General features: G+C 70.8%; 18 protein-coding genes. 8 read left to right on the plus strand and 10 right to left on the minus strand.

The features are described 5' to 3' along the window. Nucleotides 1-63 precede the first annotated feature (63 nt). The 5 genes from RWN05_RS11375 (at nt 64) to RWN05_RS11395 (ending at nt 5,622) form a co-directional block, all read left to right on the plus strand. Nucleotides 64-1,155: an ABC transporter permease gene (locus tag RWN05_RS11375; protein ID WP_314139604.1), complete on the plus strand. Its 1,092-nt coding sequence runs from the start codon at nt 64-66 to the stop codon at nt 1,153-1,155. Continuing rightward, nucleotides 1,152-2,024 carry an ABC transporter permease gene (locus RWN05_RS11380; protein ID WP_314139605.1) on the plus strand — a complete coding sequence of 291 codons (873 nt, stop codon included), beginning with the start codon at nt 1,152-1,154 and terminating at the stop codon, nt 2,022-2,024. The genes RWN05_RS11375 and RWN05_RS11380 overlap by 4 nt, the downstream gene beginning before the upstream one ends. Then, nucleotides 2,021-3,739, plus strand: a complete 1,719-nt coding sequence (locus tag RWN05_RS11385; protein ID WP_314139606.1) for an ABC transporter ATP-binding protein — start codon at nt 2,021-2,023, stop codon at nt 3,737-3,739. Before RWN05_RS11380 ends, RWN05_RS11385 begins: the two co-directional genes overlap by 4 nt. 35 nt (nt 3,740-3,774) lie before the next feature. After that, nucleotides 3,775-4,539, plus strand: coding sequence for an SAM-dependent methyltransferase (locus RWN05_RS11390; protein WP_314139607.1), 765 nt, complete (start codon nt 3,775-3,777; stop codon nt 4,537-4,539). A 129-nt stretch (nt 4,540-4,668) separates the two neighbouring features. After that, nucleotides 4,669-5,622 carry an oxygenase MpaB family protein gene (locus RWN05_RS11395; protein ID WP_314139609.1) on the plus strand — a complete coding sequence of 318 codons (954 nt, stop codon included), beginning with the start codon at nt 4,669-4,671 and terminating at the stop codon, nt 5,620-5,622. A 114-nt stretch (nt 5,623-5,736) separates the two neighbouring features. On the opposite strand, the gene RWN05_RS11400 is transcribed toward RWN05_RS11395, so the two are convergent. From RWN05_RS11400 to RWN05_RS11420, 5 genes are read right to left on the minus strand one after another with little or no spacing between them, the layout of a single operon-like run. Then, nucleotides 5,737-6,522 carry an ATP-binding cassette domain-containing protein gene (locus tag RWN05_RS11400; RefSeq protein ID WP_314139610.1) on the minus strand — a complete coding sequence of 262 codons (786 nt, stop codon included), beginning with the start codon at nt 6,520-6,522 and terminating at the stop codon, nt 5,737-5,739. After that, nucleotides 6,515-7,303, minus strand: coding sequence for an ABC transporter ATP-binding protein (locus RWN05_RS11405; RefSeq protein ID WP_314139611.1), 789 nt, complete (start codon nt 7,301-7,303; stop codon nt 6,515-6,517). Before RWN05_RS11405 ends, RWN05_RS11400 begins: the two co-directional genes overlap by 8 nt. Next, complete coding sequence (locus tag RWN05_RS11410) at nt 7,300-8,211, minus strand: ABC transporter permease (RefSeq protein WP_314139612.1); 912 nt, start codon at nt 8,209-8,211, stop codon at nt 7,300-7,302. Before RWN05_RS11410 ends, RWN05_RS11405 begins: the two co-directional genes overlap by 4 nt. Then, nucleotides 8,208-9,167, minus strand: coding sequence for an ABC transporter permease (locus RWN05_RS11415; protein ID WP_314139613.1), 960 nt, complete (start codon nt 9,165-9,167; stop codon nt 8,208-8,210). Before RWN05_RS11415 ends, RWN05_RS11410 begins: the two co-directional genes overlap by 4 nt. Further along, nucleotides 9,164-10,672 (minus strand): ABC transporter substrate-binding protein, encoded by a 1,509-nt coding sequence (locus tag RWN05_RS11420; RefSeq protein WP_079002776.1) that lies wholly within the window; start codon nt 10,670-10,672, stop codon nt 9,164-9,166. Before RWN05_RS11420 ends, RWN05_RS11415 begins: the two co-directional genes overlap by 4 nt. A 273-nt stretch (nt 10,673-10,945) precedes the next feature. Here RWN05_RS11420 and RWN05_RS11425 point away from each other — a divergent pair, with 273 nt between their 5' ends. Next, nucleotides 10,946-11,401, plus strand: a complete 456-nt coding sequence (locus RWN05_RS11425) for an SIP domain-containing protein (RefSeq protein ID WP_064295280.1) — start codon at nt 10,946-10,948, stop codon at nt 11,399-11,401. A gap of 46 nt (nt 11,402-11,447) precedes the next feature. On the opposite strand, the gene RWN05_RS11430 is transcribed toward RWN05_RS11425, so the two are convergent. The 5 genes from RWN05_RS11430 to RWN05_RS11450 form a co-directional block, all read right to left on the minus strand. Further along, on the minus strand, nt 11,448-11,858 hold the full coding sequence (locus RWN05_RS11430; RefSeq protein WP_064295281.1) for a hypothetical protein: 411 nt from the start codon (nt 11,856-11,858) through the stop codon (nt 11,448-11,450). Continuing rightward, nucleotides 11,855-13,270 (minus strand): NAD(P)/FAD-dependent oxidoreductase, encoded by a 1,416-nt coding sequence (locus RWN05_RS11435; protein WP_314139616.1) that lies wholly within the window; start codon nt 13,268-13,270, stop codon nt 11,855-11,857. The genes RWN05_RS11430 and RWN05_RS11435 overlap by 4 nt, the downstream gene beginning before the upstream one ends. Then, nucleotides 13,267-14,127 carry an arginase family protein gene (locus tag RWN05_RS11440; protein WP_314139618.1) on the minus strand — a complete coding sequence of 287 codons (861 nt, stop codon included), beginning with the start codon at nt 14,125-14,127 and terminating at the stop codon, nt 13,267-13,269. The genes RWN05_RS11435 and RWN05_RS11440 overlap by 4 nt, the downstream gene beginning before the upstream one ends. A gap of 76 nt (nt 14,128-14,203) precedes the next feature. Beyond that, entirely contained in the window at nt 14,204-14,980 is a 777-nt protein-coding gene (locus RWN05_RS11445) for a PspA/IM30 family protein (protein ID WP_314139619.1), read from the minus strand. 74 nt (nt 14,981-15,054) lie between these two features. Continuing rightward, the gene (locus RWN05_RS11450; protein ID WP_314139620.1) at nt 15,055-17,124 is read right to left on the minus strand and encodes a TPM domain-containing protein; all 2,070 of its coding nucleotides are present in this window, start codon (nt 17,122-17,124) and stop codon (nt 15,055-15,057) included. Nucleotides 17,125-17,379: 255 nt separating this feature from the next. Between RWN05_RS11450 and RWN05_RS11455 the strand changes: the two genes are divergently transcribed. Next, nucleotides 17,380-18,126: a gamma-glutamyl-gamma-aminobutyrate hydrolase family protein gene (locus RWN05_RS11455; protein WP_064295286.1), complete on the plus strand. Its 747-nt coding sequence runs from the start codon at nt 17,380-17,382 to the stop codon at nt 18,124-18,126. Between the two features lie 119 nt (nt 18,127-18,245). Continuing rightward, entirely contained in the window at nt 18,246-19,076 is an 831-nt protein-coding gene (locus RWN05_RS11460) for a DUF3097 domain-containing protein (protein ID WP_071262446.1), read from the plus strand. Nucleotides 19,077-19,137 lie beyond the last annotated feature (61 nt).

A 19,137-nucleotide genomic window follows, 5' to 3' on the forward strand; every position in this document is an offset into this window, starting at 1 on the left:
AGGGCCGTCGACCGGACGGCCCTCCCGTCTCCGGTCCCGTCCCTTTCCGAGAGGAGGCCCCACATGTCCAACCAGCATCCGAACGCCAGCGCGGCGGACACGCGACGCCGGCAGTACCGCGAGTACGTGATCAGGCGCGTCGCCCAGGCGCTCCTCGTGATCGCCCTCGTCTACACGCTCGTCTTCTTCACCCTCTTCGTCCTGCCCGGCGACCCCATCGAGAACAAGCTGACGAGCCCGCTCAACCCACTGCCCCCGTCCGCCGGCGAAGCACTGCGGGCCTACTACCACTTCGACCTGTCGCCGATCGAACAGTTCGCGCTGACGGTGAGCCGACTCTTCCAGGGAGACCTGGGGTACTCGCTGGTCAGCGGTCGTGCCGTCTCGGACCTCGTCGCGCAGGGCTTCTCGGACACCATCGTGCTCGCAGGCGTGGCGTTCATCATGACGATCGTGCTGTCGCTCGCCATCGCACTCACCGCCGTGTACGCCCCCGTCAGGGCGATCAGGAGCATCGCGGCCTCAGCGCCCATCGCCTCCATCTCCGCGCCGAGCTTCCTCATCGGCTTCGTGCTCCTCGCGATCTTCTCCTTCCAGCTCGGCTGGGTGTCGTCGGTGCGCGATCAGGGCTTCGTGTCCTACGTGCTCCCGGCACTGACCCTGGCGCTCGCCGTCAACGGTCCGTTGACGCAGGTGTTGATCCAGGGACTCCGGAAGGCTGCGGACGAACCCTTCGTCACCGTGCTCCGCGCGAAGGGGACGAGCGAGGTCCGGATCGCCCTCGGCCACGTCCTGAAGAACGGTGCGATCCCGTCGATCACGATGCTCGCCCTCGTCGTCGGAGAGCTGCTGGCCGGTGCCGTCGTCGTCGAGGCCGTGTTCACCCGCACCGGCCTCGGATTCATCACCTTCGAGAGCGTGCGCGATCAGGACACCCCGGTGATCCTGGCCGTCGTCATCCTCATCTCCTCCATCTACGTCGGCATCAATCTCGTGACCGACCTCGTCTACCCCGTCCTCGACCCGCGCATCGTCCGCCCGGGGCATGGGCGGTCCCGACGCTCCCGCCTCGCCAGGCCGACGGTCGCGACAGCGGCGGCGACGGGGACGGCGGTGCCCGACGGTATCCCGACGAAAGCGAGCGTGGACGCATGAGCCTCCGACTCCGACCGGACCGCGACGTCACCGCGGCCGACGACGGACCGGACGCGTTCCGTCGACTCCTCGGCCGCCTCGGGGTCGCTGACGTCCTGGCGATCATCGTGGTCGGTCTCGTCCTCGTGTCCGTGGTCGCACCCGGCCTCCTCACGCCGTACGACCCGCTCGAGCCCGACGACGCCAACGCGCTCGCCGCTCCATCGGTCGCGCACTGGTTCGGAACCGACTCCCTGGGTCGCGACCTGCTGTCGCGGGTGATCCACGGTACCGGTCGGACCCTGCTCGGCTCTGCGGTCGCCGTCCTCATCGGTCTCGGCGCCGGCACGGTCCTCGGGCTCGTCGCCGCGTCGTTCGGCGGTCTCGTCGACGCCGTCATCAGCCGGATCGTCGACGTGCTGCTCTCGATCCCCGGGCTGCTCCTCGCGATGGTCGTCGTCGTGGCGCTCGGCTTCGGCACCCTGAACGCGGCCGTCGCCGTGGGGATCTCCTCGATCGCGGCGTTCACGAGGATCATGCGCTCCGAGGTGTTGACGGTGAAGGACCTGCCGTTCGTCGAGGCGAGTCACCATCTCGGCGGTTCGCGGGCGCACGTCCTCGCCAAGCACGTCTTCCCGAACTCGTACTCTGCGGTGCTGTCGCTCACGGCCCTCCAGTTCGGACTCGCGATCATCTGGATCTCCTCGCTCAGCTTCCTCGGGTACGGAGCTCCGCCGCCCGACCCGGAGTGGGGTCTGCTCGTCTCCGAGGGTCGTCAGTACGTCGTGTCCTCGCCGTGGCTCGTCGTCGTCCCGGGCCTCGTGATCGCCGTCACCGTGCTCGCCATCAGCCGTCTCAGCCGACTCACCCGCGAGAGGACCACCGCATGAACCAGGCAGCACTACAGCACAGCGCACTCCACGTCGTCGACGCGGCTCCGGTGCCGTTGCTCGTCGACGGACTCGCCGTCGGGTACCGGACGCGCGGCTCGAGGGGGCCGACCGACACGGTGCGCGACGTGTCGTTCCAGGTGGGACGCGGCGAGACGGTGTCGCTCGTGGGCCAGTCCGGTTCGGGGAAGAGCACGATCGCCCGGGCGGTCGCGGGGCTCCTCCCCGGCAACGGCTCGGTCACCGCCGGTCGGGTCACGGTCGCCGGACACGAGGTCGCCGATTTCTCCCGGAAGCAGTGGCGCCCCCTGCGCGGCTCGACGCTCGGTTTCATCCCGCAGGATCCGCTGAGTTCACTCGACCCGCTGCAGCGGATCGGCGTGCAGATCGCCCAGGCGGTCCAGGTGGCGGGCGACACCCCACGCTCGGAGGTCCCCGCGCGCGTGATCGAGTTGCTCGAGCACGTGGGCATCCGTCAGGCCTCGGCCCGCGTGCGGTCCTACCCGCACGAGCTCTCGGGCGGGCAGTTGCAGCGGGTGCTCATCGCGATCGCCATTGCGGCGAGGCCCAAGCTGCTCATCGCCGACGAGCCGACGTCCGCGCTCGACGTGACCGTCCAACGGCGCATCCTCGACCTCCTCGACGGCCTCCGGCAGGAGCTCGGGCTCGGGATCCTCTTCATCACCCACGACCTGGCGCTGGCGCAGGAGCGCAGCGACGCGATCGTGGTCCTACAGGACGGGAACGTCCGTGAGTCGGGCCCGGCCGAGGAGGTGTTGCTCGCACCGCGGCACCCCTACACGGTGGGGCTGCTCTCCGACTCGCCCGCGTCCTCGCCCTTGCGCTACCGGGAACGCATCCGCGCTGCGGCCGAGCAGGTGCAGGCGGAGCAGCGCGGCGAGACGAACGCGGCGCCCGCAGTGGTCGAGGTGTCGCAGGTGTCCAAACGGTTCGGACGCGATCCGCAGGCGCCGCCCGCACTCGACGGCGCGTCGCTCGTCCTCCGTCCGCGTTCGATCCACGCGCTCGTCGGCGAGTCCGGGTCGGGCAAATCGACGCTCGCGCGCATCGTCGCCGGGCTCACCTCCTTCGACGACGGCTCGGTGCGGGTCGTCGGCCGGGAACTCCCGCGGGACAACGCCGTCGCCAACCCCTTCGCGCGCGACCTCCAGCTGGTCTACCAGAACCCGCTCTCGGCGGTCGATCCGCGGTACACCGTCGGACAGATCATCGAGGAGCCCCTGCGGATCCACGGGGTGCGGAGCGCCGCCGAACGCCGGCGCCGCGTCGCGAACATCCTCGACCAGGTCGCCCTCCCCGCGAGTGCGCAGGGGCGTCGTGCACGGGAGGTGTCGGGCGGTCAGCGCCAGCGGGTCGCACTCGCGAGGACGCTCGTCCTCGCGCCGTCGGTGCTCGTCCTCGACGAGCCCACCTCGGCGCTCGATGTCTCGGTGCAGGCGCAGATCGTCGAACTGCTCCTCGACCTCCGGGACGAGCACGCGCTCAGCTACCTGTTCATCTCGCACGACCTCGGTCTCGTCCGGCAGATCGCGGACGAGGTGACGGTGCTGTCGAACGGGCGCGTCGTCGAGTCGGGCCCGGCCTCGGCCGTCCTCGGGCATCCGCAGCACGCGTACACTCGGGAGCTGCTCGACGCGGTGCCGCGGCTCGACGTCGAGCGGCTCGATCCGAGCCGGTTCGAGGCCGTCGGATGAGCGCACCGAGCACGGAGCCGCGCACGGAGGAGACCATGTCACGATCGTTCGACGACCTCGTCGCCGAGGCCGACGCCGCCTCGGTCGACGGGTGGGACTTCTCCTGGCTCGACGGCCGGGCCAGTGAGGAGCGCCCCTCCTGGCGGTTCTCGGAGTTGCTCGGGAGACGTCTGGCCGACGTCCCGTCCTCGCTCGACCTCGAGACCGGCGGGGGAGAGGTGTTGGACACGGCGCCGGTGCTTCCGCCGCTCGCCGCCGCCACCGAGTCCTGGCCACCGAACCTCGCCCGAGCCGCCGCCCGCCTGCACCCGCGCGGCGTCGTCGTCGTTCGCACGGAGGAGGGTGCTCCATTGCCGTTCGCGGACGACTCGTTCGCGCTCGTGTCGAGTCGGCATCCCGTCGCCGTGGACTGGACCGACGTGGCTCGGGTGATCGCCCCGGGCGGCGGCTACCTCGCCCAGCACGTCGGACCGGCGAGCGTGTTCGAACTCGTCGAGGCCTTCCTCGGCCCACAGCCCGAAGCGGTCCGTCGCGCGCGTCATCCCGACGACGAGGCCGTCGGCGCCCGTGCCGCCGGACTCGAGATCGTGTGCTTGCGGACCGAACGGCTGCGCATCGAGTTCCACGACGTCGGTGCGATCGTCTGGTTCCTGCGCAAGGTGATCTGGATGGTGCCCGGATTCACCTCCGCGCGGTACCTCGACCGCCTGCGGGAGCTGCACCGTTCCCTGCAGGAGGACGGCCCGTTCGTCGCGCACTCCTCCCGAACCCTCATCGAAGCGCGCAAGCCAGCCCGGTGACCGGGGCCCTGCCGAGGCGCCCTTCGACAGGCTCTGGGACCGCGATGGAGGAGATGATCCCCCTACGGGCGGGGCCGCCGGCATCCCGACGTAGGCTCGTCGTGACGGCGAGTGGAGGACGATCGAGTGGTGGATGTCGGCACTGGACGGCGACCGGTCTCCCGCCTGCGCACCCGCCTGCTCGCCGGGCTCCGCTCACGCATCCTCGCGGTCTTCGCGGTGGAGCAGGACCGCCCGCCGCAGTGGACGCTCGATCTCGAGGACGGCACCGACGCGGGGTTCTTCACGCCCGACTCCGCGGCCTGGACGGTGCACGGCGGTGTCGAGACCATGGTCGCCGGCATCCGGGCGCTCCTCCTGCAGGCGGCCCACCCCGGGGCGCTCGCCGGCGTGCACGACTGGTCCCGGTACCGGGAGGACCCGCTCGGACGGCTCGACGGCACCATCCGCTGGATCTTCACCGTCACCTACGGCGACCGCGACACGGCCCGTCGGACGAGCGACTACGTGCTCAAGCTCCACGAACGCGTCGTCGGGGAATACCTCGACGCCCATGGCGTGGTGCGCCCGTACGCGGCCAACGACCCGGACCTCCTGCGCTGGGTGCACCTCGCGTTCACCGACGCCTTCCTGAGCGTGCGACAGACCTGGGGTGGCCGGATCCCCGGTGGTGCGGACGCCTATGTGGCCGACTGGGCACTCGCGGGTGAGCTCATGGGCGTCGTCGACCCGCCCCGCTCCGAGGCTGAGCTGGCCCGACAGCTGCGCGGTTACCTCGACGCGGGCGAGCTGACCGGCGGCCCGAGGGTGGACGAGACCCTGGCGTTCCTCCGGCGTCCGCCGCTCGACCGCTCGCTGCTCCCCGCCTACGGGATCCTCTTCGCGGGAGCCGTCGCGACGATCCCAGCCGAGTACCGCCGCATCCTCGGGCTCCGCACCGCGCACCTCGGTCCGATACCGCTGCCGGTCGTGACGGCGACGCGGGTCGTCCTGTGGATCGTGGGGCTCGTCCTGCACGGTGAGTCGCCGAGTCAGCGCGCGGCCCTGCGCCGGCACCGGCGGCTGGCGGACCCGGCCGCCTGAGGCCCTTCGACAGGCTCAGGGACCGGGGATGGTGGCTCAAGGGACCGGATGGTGTCTGAGGGGCCGGAGATGGTGGCTCAGGGACCGAGACGGTGGCTCGGGAGCTGGGCGGCGTCAGAGGCGGGGGACCGAGGCGAGCAGCTGGGTCGTGTACGGGTGCGAGGGCCGACTGAGGACCTTGGCGACCGGACCCTCCTCGACGATCGATCCGTCGCGCATGACGACGACCCGGTCGCAGAGATGCTGCACCACGCCGATGTCGTGCGAGACGAGCACGATCGCGAGCCCGAGCTCCTGCCGCAGCCCGCCGAGCAACTCGAGGATCTGCGCGCGGACGGTGACGTCGAGCGCGCTGAGGGGTTCGTCGCCGACGAGGAGGCGAGGGCGGTGCACGATCGCTCGCGAGAGGGCGATGCGCTGGCGCTGACCACCGGAGAACTCATGCGGGAAGCGGTCGGCCGCGTCGGCGTCGAGACCGACGAGCCGGAGTACCGCGCGCACTTTGGAACGGTGGTCGCCGTCGATCCCGAGCGCGGAGAGCGGCTCGGCGACGATCCGCCCGATACTCATCCGCGGGTCGAGCGACGCGTACGGGTCCTGGAACACCACACCTGTCTGTCGACGGAACCAGTGCAGACTCCTGGCGCTCGCCGCGGCGCTGACCGGACGGCCGTCGAACTCGACCGTGCCGGAGCTCGGGGTGTCGAGCGCGAGCAGGAGGCGGACGAGCGTCGACTTGCCCGACCCCGATTCGCCGATGATGCCGACGGCCTCACCCGGGGCGACGACGAGGTCGCTCGGGTGGAGGGCGGCGGTGCGGCTCGGGCGCTGGAAGAGCGACTCCCGCGGGTTCGTGTAGACCCGTCCGAGGCCCTGGGCGCGGAGCAGCGGCTCAGTCATCGTCCTCGCCCTTCCAGCTCATGGTCTTCGCGGCGGCCAACAGCCGCTGCGTCACGGGAGAGACCGGCGTCGAGAGCAGCTGTGCGACGGGCCCGGCCTCGACGACCTTGCCCTGCGCGAGCACCACGGCATCGCTGGCGATCCGGGAGAGGACCGCGAGGTCGTGCGTGATGAAGACGAGGGACGCCCCGGTCTCGTTCACGAGACGCTCGAAGAGGCCCAGGATCTCCGACTGGATGGTGACGTCGAGCGCCGTGGTCGGTTCGTCCGCGATGAGCAGGGAGGGTCCGCAGGCGAGCGCGATGGCGGCCGCGACCCGCTGGCGTTGCCCGCCGGACAGCTGGTGCGGGTACCGCCGGACGATGCGCTCGGGGTCGGGCAGACGGACCCGCGCGGCGAGTTCGACGGCCCGGTCGAGTGCTTCCCGTTTCGACAGCCCCTCGTGGATGCGCAGTGACTCGCCGATCTGACGTCCGATGGTGCGGATCGGGTTGAGCGCCGTCCGAGGTTCCTGGAACACGATCCCGATCTCACGCCCGCGGATCCGCGCCAGTTCGCGGTCGTCCCGGCCGAGGAGTTCCTCGCCCTGCCAGCGGATGCTACCGCTCACCGACGCGCCGTCGGGGAGGAGTCCGAGGATCGCCAGCGCCGTCAGCGACTTCCCGGAACCGGACTCGCCGATGAGGCCGAACCGTGCGCCCGCCGGCACGCTGAAGCTCACGCCGTCGACGACCCGGCGGCCGCCGAGCGTGACCACGAGGTCCTGGACGTCGAGACTCATGCGGTCACCCCCTGGGGCGAGGTGGGCGTCGAGGCGGGGGCCCGGCGACCGAGGGTCGGGTCGGTCGCGTCCCGGAGGGCGTCGCCCAGCAGGTTGAGGGCGAGGACGGTGACGGTGATGGCGAGCCCCGGCCACAGCACCGACAGCGGGTGCACGGCGAGGTAGGTCTGCAGCTCACTGAGCATCCGACCCCACGACGGGACGCTGGAGGGGGCGCCGTAGCCGAGGTACGACAGGCCCGCCTCGGCGAGGACCGCGACCGCCATCGACCACGACAGCTGGACGATGAACACCGGTGCGACGTTCGGCAGGAGATGTCGCGTCAGGTTCCTCACCGGCCCGAGACCGGCGGCCTTGCCGGCGAGCACGTACTCGCTGTGCGAGACCCGGCGGATCTCGGGGCGGGTCACCCGGGCGATGTTCACACCGAAGCTGATGCCCACCGCCCAGATGACGACCCACAGCGAGCCGCCGAAGACCGAGGCGATCATCATGGCGATCAGGAGGGTCGGGAACGCGATGAGGATGTCGATCAGCACCGCGACCGTCTCCCGGACCCAGCACCGCGTGAGCGAACCGAGGGCGGCGAGCGCGACCCCGATGATCGTCGAGACCACGGCGGAACCGATCGCGACGGCCACGGTCACCCGAGCACCGACGAGCAGCAGGCTGAAGATGTCGCGTCCGACCTCGTCCGTGCCGAGCAGATGGGCCGGCGACGGAGCCAGCCACTTCGCGAACGGATCGGTGAGCTGGGGGTCGTAGGGCGTCCAGAGGAAGGAGACACCGGCGCTCAGGAGGACCAGGATGACCACGACGAGCCCGAACACGCCGGCCGGGCCGGACACGAGCGTGCGGAGTCCACCTGATGCCGTGCGCCGACGGGCGTGATCCTGACGGGCGGTCATGCGCTGCGCTCCCGTTCTCGGAGTCGCGGGTCCGCGAGACGGTGGACCACGTCCACGACGGCACCGATCACGAGGACCACCCCGGTGAGGACGAGGAGTTCGCCCTGCACCTTCACGAGGTCGCGGTTGCCGACGTCGGCGACGAGCATGCGCCCGATGCCGGGCAGGGTGAAGAGCTGTTCGATGATGACGCTGCCGACGATGAGCCCGGCGATCTGGAGCCCGAGCACGGTGACGACCGAGAGGGCCACGTTCGGCAGCCCATGGCGGATGAGTGCCTGCGAACGGGTCAGCCCCTTGGCCGCCGCCGTCCGGACGTAGTCCTGGCCGATCGCGTCGAGGGCGGCGGAACGGACGAAGCGCAGCAGGACCGCGCCCTCGACGACGCCGATCGTGAGTGCCGGGAGGAGGAGTGCGCGGATCGCCGCCAGCGGATCGTTCCAGCCCGCGCGCGGGAAGCCCTGCGCCGGGAGCCAACCGAGCACGACGGCGAAGAGGAGCACGAGCATCATGCCGGCCCAGACGACCGGGACGGCGGCGAGCCCCTGCGACGCGAAGGAGATGACGACGCCCGTCGCGCGGGTGCGCCGGACGGCGGCCAACACCCCGAGCGGCACGCTGAACGCGAGGGCGATCACGAGGGCCATGATGCCGAGCGGGACGGTGACCTGCGCCTTCTGGGCGAGTTCGCTGGCGACGGGGGTGCCCGTGATGAGCGAGTTCCCCAGATCGCCGCGGAGCAACCCGCCGATCCAGTCGAGGTACTGCAGGAGGACGGGCTGGCCGAGTCCCAACCGTTCGCGGATCGCGGCGACCGCTTCGGGCGTCGCGTCCGTTCCGGCGATGACCTGGGCGACGTCGCCCGGGAGCACCCTGATGGTGAAGAAGATCAGGGCGCTCGCGGCGAGGAGCCCGACGAGGAGGAGCACCAGCCTCGTCAGGATGAAGCGGGTCACCCGGTCACGGCGACCTTCGCCAGGTCGATGCGCGAGTTGACCGAGTCCACGGGGAAGCCGGTCACGCCGTCGCGCACCACCGTGAGGGTGATCGCGGTGTAGAGCCAGTCGGCGGCGTTGTCCTTCGACACGAGGTACGCCGCCTCCTTGAGCTTCTGAGCTGCGACGGCCGGGTCGGTCGCCGCTACGGATTCAGCATAGAGCGACTGGACCTGCGCGTTGTCGTAGCCGAAGTAGTAGTTCGGGTTCGCCCAGTTCTGGAAGTCGCGCGCCTCGACGTGGTTCACGTAGCTGAGGTCGTAGTCCTTGTTCGTGTAGACGTCGTTGAGCCAGGTCGGGAACTCGACGCTCTTCACGGTGAGGGTGACGCCGATGGCCTTGAACTCGGACACCAGGACGTTGGCCACCGAGGTGCCGTAGAAGCTCGGGATCGTGAGTGTCAGCGACAGGTTCTCCTGGCCGGCCTGGGCGAGGAGCGCCTTCGCCTGGTCCGGGTCGTACTTCACGAGCTCGCTGAGGTTCTCGTAGCCCGGGTCGAGCTCGGGGATCGGCCCGTACTGCTCGACCGCGGCGCCGCCGACGGCCTCGACGATCGCGGCGTGGTCGATGGCGGAGCGGAGCGCCTGTCGGACGAGGGGGTCGTTCAGGGGAGCGCGCTGGTTGTTGAAGGCGAGGGTGTACTTGTCGGTCGTCTTGCCCTCGGTGATGCTGAACCCGTCGGCGCGGGTGATCTGGTCCTTGAGGTTCGCGTCGAGCGCCGTCTGCACGTCGAGTTCGCCGGCGAGGGTGGCGTTGACGGCGGAGGAGGCGTCGGGGATGTAGCTGAAGACGACCTCCTTGACCTTCGGAGCGTCGCCCCAGTACTTCGTGTTCCGGTCGAAGGTGATGCTGTCGCCCTGCTTCCAGGTCTTCAGCGTGAACGGCCCGGTGCCGTTGGCGGTCGTCGACAGGTCGTTGGTGGCGCCCGACTCCAGCACGAGTCCTGCGCGTCCGGTCAGGGTCCACAACAGGTTGGAGTCGGGCGAGGTGAGCTGCAGCTGCACGGTCGAGTCGTCGACGGCCGTGATCGAGGCGACCTTCTGGAGCGCCACGTTGTCGACGAAGGTCGGGTCCTGCTGCACCTGGGTGATGGAGTCGACGACGTCGGCCGCGGTCAGGGCGGCGCCGTCGTGGAAGGTCACGCCGTCGCGGAGGACGAAGGTGTAGGTGAGACCGTCGGCGCTGATGTCGTGGCTCTTGGCGAGCGTGTCGACGATCTGGTTGTCCTCGGTGCGGGACACGAGGCCCTGGTAGACGTTGTCGATGAGTATCTGATCGAGCGCGGCACCCGAGGTGGTGCGGATGTTGAGGTCGGAGGGCTCCAGGACGAGACCGACCCGCAGGGTCGCGTCGGCGTCGGGCGTCGGCGTCGCGGCCGGGCCTGCGCAGCCGGTGAGGACGAGGGCGGCGCCGGTGACCGCGATCGCGGCGGTGAGGAGCTGACGACGCAGCTGACGATGACGCATGGAGGTCCTTTCGGGGATGCTGGAGTGGCCGGCATCTGGAGACGCACAACCGGTTCCGGGCAGCGGGCATTCCCGCCTGGGCCGCGTGAATACTGGACCGCGTCCGGAAAGCCGCATCGCTGGGGCTCCAGCGAGCGTACCCAGTCGACGTGTGTGGTGCCAGCCACGGTGTCGGGGGGCGTCACAGAGTGATCGGATCGTGATGTGCTCCGCCGCCTTGGAAGACCCTGCGCAGGGGATCGAAGTGAGCTTAGGCTCGCCTATACTGATCGCGTGAGCTATTTCGAGGATCCGGCGGAGTTCGCCGTCGCGGACGCACGCCACGTGCTGCTCGCGGGCGACGAGTCGTCGGTCGGCGAGCTGGCCGAGGTCCTCGCGCTGCTCCCCATCTGCGCCCGCGGTCAGGTCTTCGTCGAGGTCGACGACGCCGCGTCGATCACCACCCTCGACTCGCCGGGACGCGTCGTCGTGACGTGGCTCGTCCGCGCAGCGCGTTCGGGGGAACCCGGAACGGGCAGCCGGTGCGCACGCGGTCAGGCCGTCGCGCGAGCGACCCGGGCCTGGGCGAGCGAGATGCTCGACGTCGACGGACACGACGCGGCCGACTACCACGTGTGGATCGGCGGCGAGACGGAGCACCTGACCGGTCTCCGGAACGACCTCAGGATGACCCTGGCGAGCATCGGCGTGCGTCAGCGCTCGAGTTCGGTCGAGCGCGCATCGCACTGACACGCCCTCGAACCGGCTCGGCATCGCGCGGACGCCGCGACGCTCGTCAGCGGCGCTTCGGCAGGTAGCCTCCCGCTTCGAGACCGGCTTCGATCTCGAAGCGGTTCCGGAGCGGATCTCGACCGGCGATCGCGTACATCAGCGGGAAGAGCATGCCGTACCGCTGCCACTGCCGCTTGTGCACCGCCTCGTGTTCGAGCACCCGGGTCGACACGTTCCGGTCGGTGAGGTACACCCCGCCGACGCACGAACCACCTCGGCCGAACGTCCACGACGGCATCCCGCGGAAGACGATCATCCCGCCCCGCCGTTCGACCGGGCCGGTGCTCCAGAGTGCGCCCCAGACGAGCCCGGTGAGCGTGGCGTACCAGTACCCGATCCGGCTCAGGGGTGAGTCGAGCCACGGGCCGCCGGAACGACGGCTCCGCGGCTCGTCGACGTCGCCGGGACGGGTCACGCACCGCTCCGGTAGGTCTCGAGGAGTCGCAGCCAGATCTCGCTCATCGTCGGGTAGGACGGCACCGCGTGCCAGAGGCGGTGCAGCGGCACCTCACCGACGACGGCGATCGTCGCGGCGTGGACGAGTTCGGCGACGTCCTGACCCACGAAGGTCATCCCGATGATCACGCCGCGATCCTCGTCGACGACCATCCTCGCCCGCCCGGTGTAGCCGTCGGCGTGGAGGCTCGAGCCCGCGATGCCACCGAGGTCGTAGTCGACCACCCGGTGGGCGATCCCCGCCGCCTCGGCCTGCGCGGCCGTGAGTCCGACGGCTGCGACCTCGGGCTCGGAGAAGACGACCTGCGGCACGGCACGGTGGTCGGCGGTCGCCGCGTGGTCGCTCCACGGGCTGGTGTCGACGTCCTCGCCGTTCGCCCGTGCTGCGATGACCGCTCCCGCGGCACGTGCCTGGTACTTGCCCTGGTGCGTCAGGAGCGCCCGGTGGTTGACGTCGCCGACGGCGTAGAGCCAGTCGCTGCCGTGAGCGAGGAGCTGATCGTCGACCTCGATCCAGGCACCCGGTTCCAGGCCGACGGTCTCGAGCCCGAGGTCGTCCGTCCGGGGCGTCCGGCCGGTGGCCACGACGAGTTCCGCCGTCGTCACCGCGTCCCGGTCGTCGAACTCGAGCGTGACGGCGCCGTCGGCGGCCCGGGAGACGGCGGTGGGGGAGGCGTGCACGATCGTCACGCCGAGTTCACGCAGGGAGGACTCGACGAGCTCGCCGGCGAACGGCTCGGTGTTGCCGAGCAGGCCGCTGCGGGCGACGAGCGTGACGTCGACCCCGAGCGAGCGGTAGGCGGTCGCGAGCTCGACGGCGACGACGCCGCCACCGAGGAAGGCGACGGACTCGGGCAGGGTCTGGACGCTCGTGGCCTCGCGGCTCGTCCACGGCTCCACCGCCGACAGCCCGGGGATGTCGGGAAGGAGCGCCGCGGAGCCGGTGCAGACCGCGACGGCGTGCGTCGCCGTGAGCACCGTCGTCGAGCCGTCGGCGGCCGTCACGGTGACCTCGCGCTCGCCGGTCAGGCGACCGTGCCCACGCACCAGCTCGATGCCGGCGCCCTCGAGCCACTCGACCTGGCCGTCGTCCGACCAGTCGCTCGTGAACGAGTCCCGTCGCGCGAGGACCTTGAGCGGATCGAGCGCGGTGTCCTCGGGGATGGCTCCCCCCGTGCGCTTGGCGGCCCGCAGGGCGGCTCCCGAGCGGATGAGGGCCTTGGACGGCATGCAGGCCCAGTAGGAGCACTCACCGCCGACCAGTTCGCTCTCGACGATGACGACGCTCAGACCGCTCTTGTGGGCGTAGTCGGCGACGTTCTCGCCGACGGGTCCGGCTCCGATGACGACGAGATCGACGGTACGGCTCATGGGGTGACTCCTGTCGGGTTGATGCTGTCGGGTTTCGGTTCGCGACTGATCGCGCCGATGATGCGGAGGATGGTGCCGAGGTCGTCGGCTGCGGCGTCGGGGGAGCCGGGCGAGAAGCCCGTGACCCCGGCCCCGGCGAAGCCGAACCGTGCCCTGAGGGCGGTGATGCAGTCGAGCAGGGTGCCGAGTTCGAGACCGAAGGGGACGGCCGAGCTGACGCCGGCGATGACCGCGGGGTCGAGGACGTCGACGTCCACGTGTAGGTAGACGCGGTCGGCGCCCGTCGCCTCGACGGCCCCGACCACCTCGGCGGCGCTCGTCATCACCGAGGAGACCATGGGGATGCCACGCTCCTCGATGTGGGCGAGTTCACCGTCGTCGAGGTCGCGCACCCCCACGAGGACGAGTCGGGCGGGATCGAGTGGGGCCTCGGGCAGCAGCATCGCGGCGCCTTCGCCGGTGAGTGCCCGGGCGACCATGCCGCTGAACGACCCGGACGGCGAGCTGAGCGGGGTGTTGAGGTCGCCGTGGGCGTCGAACCAGACGACGGCGATGCCGGGGTCGCGTCGGAGGGCCTCACCGACCGACGCGAGTTCGACGCCGCAGTCCCCACCGATGGTGATGACGGGCTCGTCGATCCCGACGAGCGCCTGACGTTGGAGTTCCGCGGTCGTCACGAGGGAACTTGCGCGCCGGATGTCGGTGTCGAGTGCCTCGCCGGCCTCGGTCGGCACGTGGACGAGTGTCGTGGCCGCCGTCGGCAGGTCGCCACGGATCGCCTCGGCTCCATCGATCAACTGCATGGCCCTGGACGAGCCGGAGCCCTGCCACTGGGGGACGACGACGAACTTCGTCATGCGGTGCCTTCCTGGAGATGGTGCGAGGGGGCGAGGGCGACGGGCCCTCGGGAGGTTCCGAGGGCCCGTCGGATCGTCAGGAGTGGTCGGCGTTCGGCGTGTACTCGGGGCCGGAGGACTCGATCGCGGGCGACGCGGAACCGCCGCCCTTCAGTGCGGCGAGCCGGGCCTCGACCTCGGTCAGCTCGCCGAGGTCCTCGAGCTCGTTGAACTGCGCGTCGAGACTCGATGCGGCGAGCTCCTGCTGGCCGAGCACCTTCGCCTCCTCGCGACGGATCTTGTCCTCGTAGCGGCTGAGGTCGCTCGTCGGATCCATGATGTCGATGCTGCCGACCGCGTCCGCGACCTTGCGCTGCGCCTCGGCGGTCTTGGCCCGGGCGACCAGCTCGCTGCGCTTCGTCTTCAGCTGCTCGAGCTTCGTCTTCATGCCGTTGAGGCCGTTCTTCAGCTGTTCAACGACCTTCGTCTGGGACGCCAGCTGCGGCTCGGCCTGCTTGGCCTCGTTCTCGGCGCCGATCTGGCGCTGGAGCGCGATCTTCGCGAGGTTGTCGAACTTGTCGGCGTCTGCGGCGTTGCCCGCCTGACGGTATTCGTCGGCCTTGCGACTCGCGGCCAGCGCCTTCGTGCCCCACTCGGAGGCCGCCTCGACGTCCTGCTGGTGGTCCTGTTCGAGGAGCCGGAGGTTGCCGATCGTCTCGGCGATCGCGCTCTCGGCGTCGGCGATCGAGTTCGTGTAGTCCCGGACCATCTGGTCGAGCATCTTCTGCGGGTCCTCGGCGGAGTCGAGCAGCGCGTTGATGTTGGCCTTGGTCAGCTGGGCGATGCGTCCGAAGATGGACTGCTTCTCTGCCATGGTGTGGTTCCTCTCTCGTGTCCTGCTGGGTCGTGTCGGTCGGTGTCTGGTGATGAGATGGGTGGTGCAGCGGATCAGAAGCGACCGCCGCCGCGTCGGGATCGGGTGCCGCCGCCACCGAAGCTGCCGGCGCTGCGTGAGCGACCGGAGCCGCCGCCGAACATGCCGCCGCTCGATCCGCCGCCGCCGAACATGCCGCCGCCGGAACGGGACCCGCCGCCGAGGACGGAGTTGATCAGGATGCCGCCGAGGACCGCACCGAGCATCCCGTTGCCGCCCTGCTGACCCTGGCCGCCGCCGAACATGCCGTCGAGTCCGCCCGCCGACTGGCTCTGGAACTGCCCGAGGTCGGCCTGGGCGAGCTGCACCGCTTGGCTCGCGAGCGAGTTGGCGCGCTGGGCGAGGGGGAGCGCCTGCGTCGGGTCGCTGGCGGCGAGGCCCTGGGCCTGCACGAGGGTTCGGCCGGCCTCGGCGAGGCGCGTCCGGGCCTCCGGGCCGACGGCTCCGCGCCGCGAGACGATGAAGTCCTCTGCAGCCGACACCTGCGCGCCCGCCGTCTGCAGGGTCTGTCCGAGGGCGGCCGCGGCGCGTTGTCGCTGCTCCGCCGCGGTGCGCACCCCCTGGAGAGCGCCGTCGATCTGCGTGTTCGCCGCATCCAGGCGGGCGAGGAGGGCGATCGGGTTGTTCGGTGCGCCGAGCGCGCCGCGCACCTGGGAGACCGTCGCGGTGGTGCTCGCGACCGCTGCGGCGAGGGTGCCGGTCGGGTCGGATTGGCCGCCCGCCGCGGCGACGTCCCCGTCCAATTCGGCCAGTCTGGCGGCGAGGTGCTGCTCGGCGGTCGTCAGATCCGCCTGCAGCCGCTTCACGGCCCCGGTGAGCTGGGTGGCCTGATCGAGCGCTTCCTCCGCGGCGCGGATGCCGACGGCGGCCTCGCCCGAGTCTCCGGCGGCGAGCCGCGCAGCTGCGTCCGAGATCGCCGCAGTGGCGAAGGCGAGTCGCTCGGTCGCCTGCGCCGGGTTGTCGATCACGGTGATGAGGGCGTCGGGGCTGTAGCGCGTCTGCAGGGCGTGCACCGCGTCTTGCGCGGCCGTCACCGTCGGTCCGGCTGCGGCCGCCCTGGCTCGCAGCTCCTCGACCGCCGCGGGCGCGTTCTTCTCGAGCGCGCGGAGCTCGTCGAACGAGGCGGCCTGTTCGTCGAGCACGTGGTTCGCGTGCTCGCAGAGCCGGATGATCTGGAGGTTCCATTCGCGTTGTTGCTGCTCCGTGTCCGGCTCGGCGTCGTCGAGCCGCTGCTTGAGTGCGAAAGCGTGCGAGAGGTCGTCCTTCGCTCCGGCGAGGGCAGCGGTGAACGCGGCCGTGGCCGGTTCGCCGTAGGAGGCGGTCGCGAAGCCGAGCTCCTCCTCGCTCGTCCGGACCGCGTCGTCGGTCTGGACGAGCGCACTGCCGGCGAGTCGTTCGAGCTCGGGGATCGGGGCGATGGTCAGCGGGTCGACCGGCGCCCCCTGCCGGCCCGCGGTCACCGCGCCGTCGCCGTTCGCAGCACGGCGCCGGCGGAGGAAGACGACCAGGAGGACGACGGCCACGACGGCGACGACCACGATCAGCAGGATGGTCAGCCACCCGGTCGAGCCACCTGATCCGCTACCGGTGCCCCCGATCGACCCGCCGCCGACGGCGGCACCCAGGCCTTCGGCGGCAGCGACGCCGGCGCCGGTCCAGTCGTCATCACGCAGCTGCGGCAGGATCCGCTGCTGCTCGATCTCGGTCAGCTGGTCACCGCTCACCGGTCCGCTGGAGTCGCCGGAGAGGTAGTAGGCGCGGTCCTCGGTCGCCACGGCCAGCAGGTACTGGTTCGGTCCGAGGTTGTTGTCCTTCGCGGTCTGGTTCGCCCAGGACTCGGCGTCACTCGGGTCGGTGAAGGTCGGCACGTAGACCACCCAGAGGTCGACGCCGTGATCCGCGGCCAGCTCGTCGACGGCCGTCGTGATCTCGGTGACCTCACCGCTGCTGAGGACACCTGCGCTGTCGGACACGCGCCCGGCCCCGAGCTGCACCGGGCTCTCCGCCCAGGCGGCGGTGGCTCCCACTCCGAGGAGCACGGCCACGCAGCAGGCCCAGATCGATACCGCCCAGCGAACCCGCATCGGCCACCTCGTCACTCGTTCGGACCCTGGAGCCCCACCCCGCGGCTCGGTTCCGAGTCTAGGTCCGGGCCCTCGACATCTCTACAGCGGGCTCCCAGCGAGCGTGCCGAACCACAGCTGTGCTATACGGCGGTGACCGGGCTTCACCGACGCCCACCGGGACTCTGTTACCGACCGTGACACGGCAGCTCGCGCGAGGGCATCCGCCCGGTGAGACTGGTGGAGTCACCTCACGGAACCCCTGGAAGGAGCATCATGCAAGGACACGTCTCACCCATGCTGGCGCTCGTCGAGGTCACCAGGTTCCGTGAGGACGACCAGGCGTACCACGAGTACGTGCAGATCCTCGTCGGACGGACCATCGCCGCCGCCGAACGGGCAGGCTGGCGCGTGACCCGGTTGGCCGCGCACGACCTCGGCACCGATGCGCTCCTCGCCTCGACCGACGGGGCCTCCGCCGTCGTCATCATGGGCGGAGCCGACATCGATCCCGCCCAGTACGGCGGCACCACCGGCTACCGCGCCGAAGGCCAGCACTTCCCCGAGGCCGACCGCGCCCAGCTCGCGGTCGCCCGTCGCGCCGCCGAGCGTGGCACGCCGCTGCTCGGGATCTGCCGCGGTCACCAGATCATCAACGTCGCCCTCGGCGGGACGCTCGTGCAGGACCTCGGTGAGCACAGCGCCCACCGCAACGAGGGCGTCCCGGTCGATGAGAGCATGACCCCGCACGAGGTCGAGCTCGACCCCTCGAGCGCCCTCGCGTTCCGACTCGGCGCCCGTCACCTCCAGGTGCAGAGCGCCCACCACCAGTCGGTCGGCGAGCTCGGCGAGGGTCTGCGTGCCGTCGCCTGGGCCTCCGACGGCACCGTCGAGGCGATCGAGCACCGCACCCTGCCGATCACGGGCGTGCAGTGGCACCCGGAGGACCCGGGCACCGTGGACGACCAGCTCGGGCTCCTGCTCGGCGGTCTCGCCCGCGAGGCCGAGCGCGCCGCAGCCTGAGTACCGGCGCGGTTCGCAATTCAGGACGATCTCGGAGTGTCGTCGGCCCGAGGCGGCAGGTGCCGCCGCCACGCCGCGGTGATCCTGAGTTGTGAACGGTGCTGTCGTAGCGTTGACGGGTGTTCGAAGACAGGTACGGTCAGGACGTCCTCGCGGGGGACTGGCGGAAGAAGAACCGCGTGGTGGCCCGCGAGGTCGAGGCGGTGACCGACCTCGTGGTCGAGGAACTGGGCGGCTTCTGCGGCGCTATCACACGCGTCGAGGCGAAGACGGTCGAGCTCGAGGACTACCGCGGCAAGCGGCGCGTGTTCCCGATGGGGGCGGGGTTCCTCCTCGAGGGTGAGCCCGTCGTCCTCGTCGTGCCGAAGCGTGCACCGACCGGGCGGGCGCGCACCGCTTCCGGCTCCTTCGCGGTGGAGACGACCGCTCGGGTGGCTCGCGCGAGCCGGATCTTCGTCGAGGGCCGCCACGACGCGGAACTCGTCGAGCGGGTCTGGGGTGACGACCTCCGCGTGGAGGGCGTCGTCGTCGAATACCTCGCGGGCGTCGACCACCTCGACGCCGCGCTCGCCGAGTTCCGGCCCGGCCCCGACCGTCGTGTCGGCGTCCTCGTCGACCATCTGGTCCCCGGCTCGAAGGAGCAGCGGATCGCCGACGCCGTCATGGCCGGACCGAACGGCCGGAACGTCCTCATCGTCGGACACCCGTACGTCGACGTCTGGCAGGCCGTGAAGCCCGCCAGGGTCGGTCTGCGCGAGTGGCCGACCATCCCTCGCTCCATCGAGTGGAAGAAGGGCATCTGCCAGGCCTTCGGCTGGCCGCACGACTCGCAAGCCGACATCGCCCGTGCCTGGAAGCGCATCCTCGGTCAGGTCCGGACCTTCAACGACCTCGAGCCGGAGCTCCTCGGTCGCGTCGAGCAGCTCATCGACTTCGTCACCGTCGACTGACCCGTTCGTCGGTTGCGTCAGCGCGGTGCGCTGACGTCACCGCGGGGCACAGCCGCGAGCG

Source organism: uncultured Plantibacter sp., from assembly GCF_963518075.1.
GTDB lineage: Bacteria > Actinomycetota > Actinomycetes > Actinomycetales > Microbacteriaceae > Plantibacter > Plantibacter flavus_A.